The sequence below is a fragment of the Aeromonas taiwanensis genome (genome assembly GCF_000820165.1).
Classification (GTDB): Bacteria; Pseudomonadota; Gammaproteobacteria; order Enterobacterales; family Aeromonadaceae; genus Aeromonas; species Aeromonas taiwanensis.
This window is the reverse complement of the sequence record NZ_CDDD01000024.1, coordinates 1-12686: the sequence shown is the minus strand read 5'-3', so window position 1 is coordinate 12686 and position 12686 is coordinate 1. Positions and strand designations below refer to the sequence as shown.

Annotated in this window: 10 protein-coding genes and 1 pseudogene; 7 read left to right on the top strand and 4 right to left on the bottom strand. The window is 64.4% G+C overall.

Annotated elements, in window-relative coordinates; genetic code table 11:
• The 3 genes from BN1136_RS04455 to BN1136_RS04445 form a co-directional block, all read left to right on the top strand.
• Positions 1–1273 (top strand): beta-N-acetylhexosaminidase (locus BN1136_RS04455; RefSeq protein WP_052447056.1); only part of this gene is annotated, 1273 nt, incomplete at its 5' end.
• A gap of 195 nt (positions 1274–1468) precedes the next feature.
• Complete coding sequence (locus BN1136_RS04450; protein WP_043762016.1) at positions 1469–3022, top strand: methyl-accepting chemotaxis protein; 1554 nt, start codon at positions 1469–1471, stop codon at positions 3020–3022.
• A gap of 65 nt (positions 3023–3087) precedes the next feature.
• Positions 3088–3438, top strand: coding sequence for an MGMT family protein (locus BN1136_RS04445; RefSeq protein ID WP_043762017.1), 351 nt, complete (start codon positions 3088–3090; stop codon positions 3436–3438).
• Positions 3439–3468: 30 nt separating this feature from the next.
• Here the strand turns inward: BN1136_RS04445 and BN1136_RS20360 are convergent, their stop codons facing one another.
• Together BN1136_RS20360 and topA are read right to left on the bottom strand one after the other, a co-directional pair.
• Positions 3469–3639: a hypothetical protein gene (locus tag BN1136_RS20360; RefSeq protein ID WP_167332234.1), complete on the bottom strand. Its 171-nt coding sequence runs from the start codon at positions 3637–3639 to the stop codon at positions 3469–3471.
• 113 nt (positions 3640–3752) lie between these two features.
• Positions 3753–6374 carry a type I DNA topoisomerase gene (gene topA, locus BN1136_RS04435; RefSeq protein WP_043762019.1) on the bottom strand — a complete coding sequence of 874 codons (2622 nt, stop codon included), beginning with the start codon at positions 6372–6374 and terminating at the stop codon, positions 3753–3755.
• A gap of 360 nt (positions 6375–6734) precedes the next feature.
• Between topA and astB the strand changes: the two genes are divergently transcribed.
• Complete coding sequence (astB, locus tag BN1136_RS04430) at positions 6735–8072, top strand: N-succinylarginine dihydrolase (protein WP_043762020.1); 1338 nt, start codon at positions 6735–6737, stop codon at positions 8070–8072.
• A gap of 71 nt (positions 8073–8143) precedes the next feature.
• On the opposite strand, the gene sohB is transcribed toward astB, so the two are convergent.
• Entirely contained in the window at positions 8144–9151 is a 1008-nt protein-coding gene (gene sohB, locus BN1136_RS04425) for a protease SohB (RefSeq protein ID WP_043762021.1), read from the bottom strand.
• Between the two features lie 254 nt (positions 9152–9405).
• Here sohB and BN1136_RS04420 point away from each other — a divergent pair, with 254 nt between their 5' ends.
• Both BN1136_RS04420 and BN1136_RS04415 read left to right on the top strand, forming a co-directional pair.
• Positions 9406–10161 (top strand): YciK family oxidoreductase, encoded by a 756-nt coding sequence (locus BN1136_RS04420; protein ID WP_043762022.1) that lies wholly within the window; start codon positions 9406–9408, stop codon positions 10159–10161.
• Between the two features lie 87 nt (positions 10162–10248).
• Entirely contained in the window at positions 10249–11133 is an 885-nt protein-coding gene (locus BN1136_RS04415; protein WP_043762023.1) for a LysR family transcriptional regulator, read from the top strand.
• 43 nt (positions 11134–11176) lie between these two features.
• On the opposite strand, the gene BN1136_RS04410 is transcribed toward BN1136_RS04415, so the two are convergent.
• Positions 11177–12349 (bottom strand): MFS transporter, encoded by a 1173-nt coding sequence (locus BN1136_RS04410; RefSeq protein ID WP_043762024.1) that lies wholly within the window; start codon positions 12347–12349, stop codon positions 11177–11179.
• Between the two features lie 164 nt (positions 12350–12513).
• On the opposite strand from BN1136_RS04410, the pseudogene BN1136_RS20140 reads away from it, so the two are divergent.
• Positions 12514–12686: pseudogene (locus BN1136_RS20140) on the top strand (aspartate aminotransferase); the annotation flags it as partial.

The window sequence follows — 12686 nt, the reverse complement described above, 5'->3', positions numbered from 1 at the left end:
ACACCCCCCCCCCCGCGGGGGTTACGCCCCCCCCCCCCCGGGGGGGGCCCCCCCCCCCCGGGCCGCCGGCGAGGCAGGCTGGCGCCACGGGCTGGTGAGCCTGGCCCAGTGGGCCCTGCAGCACGGCGAGAGCCTGCCCTGCCTCGAGCTGACGGACGAACCCCGCTTCGGTTTTCGCGGCATCTTCCTCGACTGTGCCCGCCACTTCCATCCCGTCGCCACCCTCAAGCGCCTGCTCAAGCAGATGAGCCTCTACAAGTTCAACCGCTTCCACTGGCACCTGACCGATGACGAGGGCTGGCGCCTCGAGATCAAGGCCTTCCCCCAGCTGACCGAGGTGGCGGCCTGGCGCGGCCACGGCCTGGCCGTCGGGCCCCAGCTGAGCGGGGGCCCCGACCCTTACGGCGGCTACTACACCCNNGCCGCCGGGCTCGGCATCACCATAGTGCCGGAGATCGACATCCCGGGGCACTGCCACGCCGCCATCAAGGCGCTGCCCGGGCTGCTGGTGGAGGAAGCCGACCGTTCCCGCTACCTCTCGGTACAATATTTCGATGACAACGTGCTCAACCCGGCGCTGCCCGGCACCTACCAGTTCCTGGAGACGGTGATGGACGAGGTGTGCGAGCTCTTCCCGGGCTCCCAGATCCACATGGGGGGGGACGAGGTACCGACCGGTGTCTGGACCGACAGCCCCGCCTGCCGCCAGCTGATGGCCAAAGAGGGTTATCAGGATTGCCGCGAGCTGCAGGGCCACCTGCTGCGCCACTGCCAGCGTTACCTGGCTGCCAGGGGCAAGCAGATGCTGGGCTGGGAAGAGATACTGCACGGCGACAAGGTGAGCCGGGAGGCGGCCATCTGTGCCTGGACCAGCTTCCAGGCGGGGCTCGATGCAGCAGCGGCGGGCTATCCCGTGGTGATGGCACCGGCCCAGTCCCTCTATCTGGACATGGCCTGGAATCAGGACATCCACGAACCCGGCCTCTACTGGGCGGGCACCCTCAATCTGGCACAGGTCTACGCCTGCGATCCCGCGCCAGCCGATTTCCATGCCAACGATAACATCCTGGGGGTGCTCAGCCCCTTGTGGTCGGAACTGATCACCTCTCGCGATCGTCTCGACTACATGTTGTTCCCGCGCCTGCTGGCCACCGCAGAGGTGGCGTGGAGCGATCCCGCCCGCAAGGAGTGGACGCACTTCGCCGCCCGCCTGCCCGGCCAGCTGCAGATCCTCGACACGTTGCAGGTGCGTTACCGGGTGCCACAAAGGTAGTGTTATCTTTCTCTTTTCGGCGACCTTTCGGTCGCCGTTTTTTTACCCTGCAACAACAAAAATCCAACCTAGCCCCTACTTTTTATCCGCCTTTGTTGGCAAAATGAGGCGCCCGATGAAGCCGGGCAAGGCGCCCCGCGCGAGGCTTCGGCTCATCCACAATAACAACCAGCCAGAAGATCGGAGCTTACCCCTATGGCCCGCAAACACGCACAGGTCGTGGACAGTGAAGTGGAGTTCCCCGCCGACGAACAACTCGTCTCCACCACTGACCTGCGCGGCGTCATCACCTACGCCAACCCCGCTTTCTGCCGCATCGCCGGCTACCATGTCGACGAGCTGGTCGGCCACAACCACAACCTGGTGCGCCACCCCGACATGCCCAAGGCCGCCTTCGCCGATCTCTGGGATCGCCTCAAGGAGGGCACCCCCTGGCGCGGCGTGGTCAAAAACCGTTGCAAGGATGGCCGCTACTACTGGGTCGACGCCTATGTCACCCCCATCTACGAGAACGGCAAGATAAGCGGCTACCAGTCGGTTCGCTGCAAGCCGGAGCCAGCCCTCAAGCAGGTGGCAAGCCAGACCTACCAGGCCCTGCTCAAGGCCGAACGGGGGGAGGCTCGCAAGCTCCCCTCCCTGCGCCCCTACCGCCCCCTGCTGCTGGGCTTGCCGCTGCTGGCGCTGTTTGGCTGGGCCGCCCTCACCCAGGGGGCCCTGACCGTGCTGTTGATGCTGCTGCCCCTGCTGGCCATTGCCGGCACCTACTGGCGCGAACTCATCGCCCTGCCCCGCTATCTCAGGCAGCTCGGCCAGCAATACGACAGCCTGACCCGGCTGGTCTATTCGGGGGATGAACCGGGGGCCATCGCCGACTTCCACCTCAAGATGCTGCAGGCCCGTATCCGCACCGTGCTGGGGCGGGTCAACGATGCCACCAACCCGCTGCAGGCCCTGGCGACCGACCTGCAGGACTCTTCCCACCGGGCCTTCCTCGACATCAATGAACAGGATGCCCAGACCCAGCAGATGGCCACCGCCATGACCCAGATGGCCAGCACGGCCCACGAAATAGCCCGCAACATCCAGGACACCAATGGCCAGGTGACCGAGGCCCGCAGCAGCTGCCAGAGCACGGTCGTGCAGCTGGATCAGACCCAGCAGCAGATGGCCCAGCTGGCGCAGCAGGCGGAGCAGGCCTTCCACTCCGCCGTCGAGCTGGCCAGCGAGTCGGAGCGCATCGGCAGCGTCATGGGGGAGATCCAGGGTATTGCCGAGCAGACCAACCTGCTGGCGCTGAACGCCGCCATCGAAGCGGCCCGGGCCGGCGAGCAGGGTCGCGGCTTCGCCGTGGTGGCGGACGAGGTGCGCACCCTCTCCACCCGCACCCATAAGGCGACCGAGCAGATCCAGGGCAGCATTCGCCAGATCCAGCACACCCTGGAACGCTGGCAGGGCATGATGCAGGACAACCTGGCCCAGACCCGGGAATGCGTCGAGATGACCCGCCAGGGATCAGGCAACCTGCACCTGGTCCTGGAGGAGATAGATCAGGTGACCGAGTTCTCCACCCAGATCGCCGCCGCCGCGGAGCAGCAGCAGGTGGTAGTGGAGGAGATCAGCCGCAACATCCACCAGATCTCCGAATACTCCCGCGCCAACAGCCAGAAGATCCGGGCGGTGGACGACTCCAGCCAGGAGCTCCTCAAGCGGGCAAGCGAGCTCAGGGGCCTGAGCCAGACCTTCGGCTGACGGATTGCAAGCCATATGACAGAAGCGCCACAATGGCGCTTCTGCTGTTTTGACGAGTCAACTTCATGAAAACGGAATCGCTCCCCCTGGACAAGGTGGCCCGCATCGAGGCCATCCTGGCCCTGATCCCGGCCGGTCGCGTGGTGAGCTATGGCCAGGTCGCCGATCTCGCCGGCCTGCCCGGACGGGCTCGCCTGGTGGGCAAGGTGCTGCGGGAAACGGACAAGACGCTGCCCTGGCATCGGGTGCTGGGGGCGGCGGGCACCATCTCGCTGCCCAAAGGGTCGGCGGGGTTTGACAGGCAAGCGGGGCTATTGCAGGAGGAGGGGGTGCCGGTGATCGGCGGCCGGGTCAGGATGCGGGAGTGGCAGTGGCAGCCCGACCTTGCCGAGCTGCTCTTTCTGCTCCCTTTCTAGGGGGCTCCCAGCCAGGGATCCCCCGAGGGGCTAGTCATTGGCCAGAGGCCCCAGGATGTCGTCGCTGCGTACCTGCACCGGGATGGTTTCATCCTCCCGTTGCAGCAACACCAGCAGGCTCTGCCTGTCCACCTCCAGCACATAGGCGGTGCCTTCCCGCGTCAGGCAGGTCATGCCTGGCCGAATTTCATGTATCTCCATGACCACTCCCTGTCTTTCGCTGCCATCCATGCAGCTCTTCCAGTATACCGCCATCGTCAACAAAGAGGCCCCTCGCAAGGGGCCTCTTTCGTCATTGTGTGACCGGCAACGGGTCAGGCTTTCTTCGCCTTGGGCAGGCTCTCCTGCCATTTTCCGTTGTCGTAGTGGGCTGTCCAGCCGGTCGCCTTGCCGTTGACCTCGGTCATCACGTACTGCTCCTTGGTCTTGCGACTGAAGCGCACGATGGAGGCGTTACCGTCAGGATCTGACGCCGGGGCATCGGCCAGGTACTGGTGCTTGGGCGACAGGCGGTCACGGAAGCGCTTGAGTTCCTCAACCAGAGGCGCACGAGTCTCGCGGGATTTCGGGAAGTTGCTGGCAGCTAGGAAAAGACCGGCAGCGCCGTCACGCAGCACGAAGTGGGCGTCGGACTGGGTGCATTTCAGCTCGGGCAGGGGTACCGGATCTTCCTTCGGCGGTGCGATGTCACCGTTTTTCAGGATCTTGCGGGTGTTCTTGCAAGTGTCGTTGGTACAACCCATGTACTTGCCGAAGCGGCCGTTCTTGAGCTGCATCTCGGATCCGCAGCGATCGCACTCGATGCTCGGCCCTTCGTAGCCCTTGAGCTTGAACTGGCCCTGCTCGATCTCGTAGCCGTCGCAATCGGGGTTGCGGCCGCAGACGTGCAGCTTGCGGCTGTCGTCGATGATGTAGGCATCCATGGCGGTGCCGCACACGCCGCAGCGGTGCTTGGCACGCAGCGCCTCGGTTTCCGCCTCGTCACCGTCGGTGGCGGAGACGAACTCGTCCGCGCTCACCAGGTTGATGGTCTTCTTGCAGCGCTCCTTGGGCGGCAGGGCATAGCCGGAGCAACCGAGGAAGACGCCGGTGGTGGCGGTACGAATGCCCATCTTGCGGCCGCAGTCGGGGCAGTCGATGTCGGTCAGCACCATCTGGTTGGCGCGCATGCCCCCCTCTTCATGGGGCTTGTCGGCCTGCTCCAGCTCCTGGGTAAACTCGGCGTAGAAGGCATCCAGCACCTTCTTCCACTCCAGGCTCCCCTCGGCGATGCCGTCGAGCTTGTCTTCCATCTTGGCGGTGAACTCGTAGTTCATCAGCTCGACGAAGTTCTCCACCAAGCGGTCGGTGACGATCTCCCCCATCTTCTCGGCGAAGAAACGGCGGCTCTCGACCCGCACATAGCCGCGATCGACGATGGTGGAGATGATGGAGGCGTAGGTGGACGGGCGGCCGATGCCGCGCTTCTCCAGCTCGCGCACCAGGGCCGCTTCGGTGAAGCGGGCGGGCGGCTTGGTAAAGTGCTGGCGCGGGTCCAGCTTGACCAGTTTGAGCACCTCGCCCACGGTCACCGCCGGCAGCTGGCTGTCGTCACCCTTGCGACCCATGGGTGGCAGCGCCTTGGTCCAGCCGGCGAAACGCAGGGTACGGCCGCGGGCCTTGAGTTCGAACTCGCCCGCCTTGACGGTCAGGGTGGAGGAATCGTACTGGGCCGGCGTCATCTGGCAGGCGACGAACTGGCGCCAGATGAGGTCGTAGAGGCGCATGGCGTCCGGCTCCATCCCTTCCAGCATCTCGGCAGTGACCTGCACGCTGGAGGGACGGATCGCCTCGTGGGCCTCCTGGGCGTTGGCCTTGGCACCGTACAGGTTCGGTTCTGCAGGCAGGTAGGCGGCGCCATACTGCTCGCCGATGTATTCCCGCACCGCCTCGACCGCCTCTTTGCTGAGGTTGGTGGAGTCGGTACGCATATAGGTAATGTAACCCGCCTCGTAGAGACGCTGGGCCATCATCATGGTCTTCTTGACCCCGAAGCTCAGGCGGGTGGAGGCGGCCTGCTGCAGGGTGGAGGTGATGAAGGGAGCGGACGGCTTGGAGCCGGTCGGCTTGTCTTCCCGGTTCACCACCTTGTAGTCGACCCCTTCCAGGGCCGCCACGGCGGCGAAGGTCTCGGCCTGGGTCACCGGCTTGAAGTCCGCCCCGTTGCGGCTGACCACCTCCATGCGCAACTCGCTCTTCTCGGCGGTCAGCAGATCGGCGTTGAGATCCCAGAATTCCACCGGCACGAAGGCCTTGATCTCGCGCTCCTTGTCGACGATGAGGCGCACCGCAACGGATTGCACCCGGCCGGCGGAGAGGCCGCGGGCCAGCTTCTTCCAGAGCAGCGGGGAGACCATGTAGCCCACCACCCGGTCGAGGAAGCGACGGGCCTGCTGGGCGTTGACACGATGGATGTTCAGCTCGGACGGCTGGGCGAACGCCTCCTGGATGGCGGTCTTGGTGATCTCGTTGAACACCACGCGCTTGTAGCGGCTGTCGTCGCCGCCGATGATCTCGCGCAGGTGCCAGGCGATCGCTTCCCCCTCTCTATCCAAGTCGGTTGCGAGATAGATGGTGTCGGCCTTGGCGGCCAGACTCTGCAACTCGCTGACCACTTTTTCCTTGCCGGGCAAAACCTGGTAGTTGGCCTGCCAGCCTGCGGTCGGGTTGATCCCCATCCGTGAGAACAGGGCGTTGCGATCCTTGGCCGCCTTCTCGGATTCGCTGAGCTTGATGCCGCGAATGACAGGTTTTTTGGGCTCGGTGCTGGCACTGCCGCTGGTCGGCAGGTCGCGCACGTGACCGACGCTGGATTTCACCACGTAGTCCTTGCCCAAATATTTGTTGATGGTCTTGGCCTTGGCCGGAGACTCCACTATGACCAGTGATTTGCCCATGCTGTAACTATTATCCTCGTTGCACCCGACGGGGTTGGCGTGCGGTTTTGTGGGGCTGTATAAGAGATTTGACGGGAAAAAGCAATCTTGTGAACAAATTTGCCAGCCAGCCCGAACCGCTCTGATTCTTTATTTATTAATGCGAAGCCGGCGTGCCGGACGCAACCGCTTTTTTGTTTTTATGCTATATCCCCCCCTTTTTTAGATTGGAAATGACATATCCAGCCACCCTTGTGACATAAAAACCCATTCTGGTTATCAGCTTGTTACAAAGGATGAAATCTCTTTATAATGGCCGCACGCCGCAGCTTTGTGCGCGGAAGGAACCGCTCCCCATATAAAAATCGAAAGGATGTGATCATGAAGCACTTCGAGGTCAACTTCGACGGCCTGGTCGGCCCCACCCACAACTACGCCGGCCTCTCCTATGGCAACGTCGCCTCCCAGAACAATGCCAAGGAGGCGTCCAATCCGAAGGAGGCCGCCAAGCAGGGGCTGCGCAAGATGAAGGCGCTGACCGAGCTCGGCATGGTGCAAGGGGTGCTGGCGCCCCAGGAACGACCGGATCTCGCGACCCTGCGTCGCCTGGGCTTCACCGGCAACGATGCAAGCGTCCTGGCCCAGGCCGCGAAACAGGCCCCCGCCGTGCTGGCCGCCTGCTACTCCGCCTCCAGCATGTGGACTGCCAACGCCGCCACCGTCTCCCCCAGTGCCGATACCCAGGATGGCCGCATCCACTTCACCCCCGCCAACCTGACCAACAAGTTCCACCGCTCCCTCGAGCCCGAGGTGACCGGTCGCATCCTGCGCGCCGTCTTCAACAACGATCGTCACTTCAGCCACCATCAGCACCTGCCGGAGAACGACCACTTCGGTGACGAGGGCGCCGCCAACCACACCCGTCTGTGCCGCGCCTATGGCGAGGCCGGGGTCGAGCTGTTCGTCTATGGCCGCAGCGCCTTCGACGTCTCCCGCCCTGCGCCCAAGCGCTACCCGGCCCGCCAGACCCTGGAAGCCAGCCAGGCCATCGCCCGCCTGCACGGCCTGGGGGACGAGAGCGCCGTCTTTATCCAGCAGAACCCGGACGTGATCGATCAGGGGGTATTCCACAACGACGTGATCGCGGTGGGCAACCAGAACGTGCTCTTCTTCCACCAGCAGGCCTTCCTCAACACCGCGTCGGCCCTGGCCGAGGTGCGTACCAAGTTTGGCGAGGGTGAGCTGCACTTCATCGAGGTGCCGACGGCGGAAGTCTCCGTGCAGGATGCGGTGAAATCCTATCTGTTCAACACCCAGATCCTGACCCTGCCGTCCGGCGAGATGGCCATCATCGCCCCCACCGAGTGCCGCGACAACCCGGCGGTGGCCGCCTACCTGGCCAAGCTGGTGACCCTGGGCACCCCGATCAAGGGAGTGCACTACATGGACGTGAAGCAGAGCATGAAGAACGGCGGCGGCCCCGCCTGCCTGCGCCTGCGGGTGGCCATGAACGACACCGAACTCGCCGCGGTCAACCCGGCCTGCCTGATCAACGATGCCCAGTTCACCCGCCTGGACAACTGGGTGGATCGCCACTACCGCGACAGCCTGACCCTGGACGATCTGCGCGACCCCTCCCTGGTGCTGGAGACCCGCACCGCCCTGGACGAGCTGACCCAGATCCTGAAACTCGGCTCCGTCTACCCCTTCCAGCGCTAAGGCGCTCCGACGCTACAAAAAAAGAGCCGGGCAAGTGCCCGGCTCTCTTTATTCCACCCCTGAACAGCGCCTCAGCGCCAGGGGCTCTGCTGCCACAGCCGGCCAAGGCCGGACTCCAGCCCCAGCGCCGCCTGTTTCCCCAGCTTCTGGGTCAGGCTCTTGGGCTTGCTGAAGCGAATGCCGACCACCTTGTGGTGGCTGGCCTGGGCCAGCAGGTAGTCATCGCTGGTGCAGAGCGCGTCCACCAGGCCAAGCTGCTTGGCCTCGCTCGCCAGCCAGTGCTCCCCCGTGGTGACCCTGTCGATGTCGAGGTTGGGTCTGTGCTCGGCCACGAATGCCTTGAACCGCTCGTGGATGGCCCCCAGCTCCTCGCGAAACTTCTCCCGCCCCAGATCGTCGTTCTCGCCGAACATGGTGATGGTGCGCTTGTACTGGCCTGCGGTGTGCATCTCGAACTCGATGTCGTGCTTTTTGAGCAGCTTGTTGAAGTTCGGCATCTGGGCGATCACGCCGATGGAGCCGACGATGGCAAAGGGGGCCGCCAGGATCTTGTCCGCCACGCAGGCCATCATGTAGCCGCCGCTCGCCGCCACCTTGTCGATGGCCACGGTGAGGGTGATGTCCTTGTCCCGCAGGCGCTGCAGCTGGGAGGCGGCCAGGCCATAGCCGTGCACCACGCCGCCGCCGGACTCGAGGCGCAGCAGCACCTCGTCCCCCGGCCGGGCGACGCCGATCACCGCGCTCACCTCTTCCCGCAGGGAGGCTACCTCCCTCGCATCCATGCTGCCATGAAAATCGAGCACGAAGAGCCGGCTGCGCTCATCCTCGCCCTTGGCGCGGGCCTTGTGGTCGGCCTTGCGCGCCTTCTCCATCTGCTTGCGCTCGGCCTTGCCGGCCAGCGCCGCCTGCAACTGATGACGCCCCTGCTCCAGCTCGCTGGAGAGATCGGTCACCACCAGCTCCCCCTTGCGCGCCTTCGGCTGGCGGCTGCTCGCGATCATCAGGATGACGGCGCCGATGGCCAGCAGGAAGGTGAGGGTCTTGGCCAGAAACAGGCCGTACTCGGTCAGAAATGCCACTTGATGCTCCACTGGTGTCCCCCCGATGGGTCGGGTGGGGGTCGATTTTGTTACATAGTAAGGAGTTTGCCGGCATCAGGCAAAAACTCTGCCGCGACCCGGTTCCATCCTGCGCCGATCCGCGCTAGCTCCCTGTTTTATTCACATTTTTGCCATCTCATACTGGCCAACTGCCGGGCCCGGTCAGTACACTTGCCTCCTCTATTTGCTGGCGTGTCCATCCGCCAGGCCAAGGATTGTTAACAGGAGTTCACATGCTCGATTATCAGGCCCCCCAGGACCTGCTCAAGGACAAGGTCATTCTGGTGACGGGCGCCGGTGACGGCATCGGCCGCGAGGCGGCACTCACTTACGCGGCCCACGGCGCCACCGTGATCCTGCTCGGGCGCACCAGTGCCAAGCTCGAGGCCGTGTATGACCAGATTGAAGCGGCCGGCCATCCCCTGCCCGCCATCGTGCCGGTGGATCTCAAGGGGGCGACCGCCGCCCACTACCGCGGCATGGCCGAGACCTTCGCCCAGCAGTTCGGCCGCCTCGATGGCGTGCTCTTCAACGCCGGGCTGCTCGGCACCCTGTCGCCGTTCGAGCACATCCAGGAGCAGGAGTGGGATGAGGTGATGCAGGTCAACGTCAAGTCCGAATTCCTGCTGACCCAGGCGCTGCTGCCCCTCGTTCGCCAGACCGCGAAAGAGCACGGCGAGGCCTCCATCGTTTACACCTCTTCCAGCGTGGGTCGCAAGGGGCGCGCCTACTGGGGCACCTATGCCATCTCCAAGTTTGCCGTCGAGGGGATGATGGAAGTGCTGGCTGACGAGCTGGAGAACACCAGGGTGCGGGTCAATACCCTCAACCCGGGCGGCACCCGTACCAGGATGCGGGCCAGCGCCTTCCCCGCGGAAGATCCCCAGACCCTGAAGACCCCGGCCGACCTGATGCCGCTCTATCTCTATCTGATGGGGCGGGACAGCCAGGGCCAGACCGGTCGGACCTTTGTGGCCCAGCCCAAATAAATCAACGATCCCAGCGGATGGGGTTACAGTGAAGAGGGGCGGCCAGGCGCGTCCCTTTGAATCTCATTTGCCCTGACAGGTTGCACTATGTTTCGTCCCAAGAGCACGTTTGAGCAATGGCGGATCTTTCAGGCCGTGGTGGACTGTGGTGGCTACGCCCAGGCCGCCGAGGCGCTGAACAAGAGCCAATCCTCCCTCAATCATGCGGTCGCCAAGCTGCAGCAGAGTCTGGGTGTAGCCCTGCTGGAGGTACGGGGACGCAAGGCGGTGCTGACGCCGGCGGGGGAGATCTTTCTCAAGCGGGCCCGCCAGCTCAGTCAGCAGGTGGAAGAGCTGGAGAACCTGGCCAACAACCTGGAACGCCAGTGGGAGCCGCAGATCAACCTCTATGTCTCCGTGCTGCAGCCGCGGGAGCGGCTCTACCGGGCGCTGGCCCACTTCTATCCCCGCAGCCGGGGTTGTCGCATCAACCTGCACGAGCGGATCCACTGCCACTTCAATGCGCTGCAACCCGGGGATCTGATGCTCTCCGAGCACCTGCCCCAGGATCGCACCGGCCTGCCCCTGGACGAGGTGTGCCTGCTGCCCCTGTGTGCGTCGGGCCATCCCCTCGCCGAACAGGAGGAGCCCGTCACCACCGAGCAGCTCGCCACCTACAACCAGATCAGCCTGCATCCCCCCATCCACCGCTCGGTGGACTGGAACGATGCGGACGACACCGGCTGGAAGGCGACCCACTATCACGAGGTACTCAGCATGGTACGCCTCGGGCTAGGTTACGCCTGGGTGCCCCGCCACCTAGTGCAGGAGGAACTCGCCAGTGGCGCCCTGGTGCAGCTCGAACTGGCCGGCGGCAACGAACGCTACCTCTACACCTACCTGCTCACCCCGGCGGTCGACGCCCTGGGTCCGGCAGCCGAGCTGCTGCTGCGCTGCCTGCGCAACGAATACCAGAGCGACGACGACAAATAATCCCCAGCGCCCTCCCCCCAAGCAGGCACCTGAGCCCCCTCCACTAGACGTTAGGCACCCGCCAGCAGGCGGCCAGCGCCATCAAGGCCAGCGCCATGGCCACCATGAAGACCCCGTGAAAGCTCCAGATCTCGGCCACGGTGCCGGCGATGGCCCCCGCCATGATGGAGCCGGTGCGGATGCTGTTGGAGAACAGGGTGGTCGCCACCCCGGCGCGGCCCGGCATCAGATCCTGGAAGTAGGACATGCCGATGCCGGCGACAATCCCGATGAAGATGGCGTTCAGCAGTTGCAGCGCGATCAGCGCCGTCTGGCTGGAGAGGGTGGCCAGGCCGACGTAGAAGCCGACGCCGGCCAGCACCGCCAGCAGCATCATGGGCCGCTTGCCAAAGCGCCGGGTGTAATAACCCGCCAGCAGCATGAAGGGGATCTCCAGCGCCGCCGCCGTTCCCATCAGCACCCCGGCCAGCTTCTCGTCCAGCCCCAGCTCGCGGGTGATGTAGAGCGGCATGTTGATGAGGTACATGCTGTTGCAGGTCCACATCAGGGTGGAGGCGATGAAGAGCGCCCGCACCGAGGGGGTGCGCCAGCTGCTCACCCGCACCTCTCCCTCGGCAGGCCTGGCCAGCGGCAGGGAGGGGAGCCAGCGCCACACCACGAAGGCGCAGACCAGATAGGCCAGGGCCGAGGCGAGATACATCACCTCGAAGCCGTAGCCGATGGCCAGCGCGAAGGCAGCCGGCGGCCCTATCACCCAGGCCAGGGAGAACTGGGCCCGCAACACGGAGCTGAACATGTCGGCCTGCTTGTTGCGGCTGTCGGCGTATTCCCGCGCCAGGGCGAACAGCTGGGGGCTGGCGGTGGCGGTCAGGCTCGCCAGCAGCACCCCCAGGCTCACCAGCAACCAGTATTGGCGGTTCCAGGCGAACAGCAGGGAGAGCACGATGCCGGCAAAACAGCAGCGCAGGATCAGTTGTTTGCGATCCCCCTTGTTGTCGGAGCGATGGCCGAGCCACTGGCTGATGAGGATGCCGATCACCGCGTTGACCGTATAGAAGAGCCCCACCAGGAAGGGACGGACCTGCACCTCCTCGGCCAGGAACAGGCTCAGGGTCGGCACCTGGAGCGCCACCGCCACCCCGGTCATGAAGGTCACGGCAAGAAAGGAGAGAGAGACGGGATCCGGCCTCTTGCGGGCTGCACTCAGCAAACTCATAGAGATACCATTGATATGGAAGAGAAAAGGGAGCCAGGAACGGGCAGGCGTACGATTTGACGGCGATTATCTTATGCCATTGTCAACAGCGACCTCAAGGCTTGCGGGGGCGCGGCCAAGTCCGTACATTGGTAGCCCATCTCTGGCCAGTACAAGGATTTAACATGTTTGATTTTGACCGGGAAATTGACCGCAGCGGCACCATGAGCCTGAAATGGGACAAGTACAAGGGCCAGGATGTGCTGCCCATGTGGGTGGCAGACACCGACTTCGTCTCCCCCCCCGCCATCCTGGAGGCGCTCGCCCAGCGGGTCGCCCACGGCGTCTTCGGCTATTC

Coding starts and splice junctions, on each gene's coding strand:
- astB (WP_043762020.1), top strand. CDS start 6,735: ATGAAGCACTTCGAGGTCAACTTCGACGGCCTGGTCGGCCCCACCCAC.
- BN1136_RS04415 (WP_043762023.1), top strand. CDS start 10,249: ATGTTTCGTCCCAAGAGCACGTTTGAGCAATGGCGGATCTTTCAGGCC.
- BN1136_RS20360 (WP_167332234.1), bottom strand. CDS start 3,639: ATGGAGATACATGAAATTCGGCCAGGCATGACCTGCCTGACGCGGGAA.
- BN1136_RS04420 (WP_043762022.1), top strand. CDS start 9,406: ATGCTCGATTATCAGGCCCCCCAGGACCTGCTCAAGGACAAGGTCATT.
- BN1136_RS04445 (WP_043762017.1), top strand. CDS start 3,088: ATGAAAACGGAATCGCTCCCCCTGGACAAGGTGGCCCGCATCGAGGCC.
- topA (WP_043762019.1), bottom strand. CDS start 6,374: ATGGGCAAATCACTGGTCATAGTGGAGTCTCCGGCCAAGGCCAAGACC.
- BN1136_RS04410 (WP_043762024.1), bottom strand. CDS start 12,349: ATGAGTTTGCTGAGTGCAGCCCGCAAGAGGCCGGATCCCGTCTCTCTC.
- BN1136_RS04450 (WP_043762016.1), top strand. CDS start 1,469: ATGGCCCGCAAACACGCACAGGTCGTGGACAGTGAAGTGGAGTTCCCC.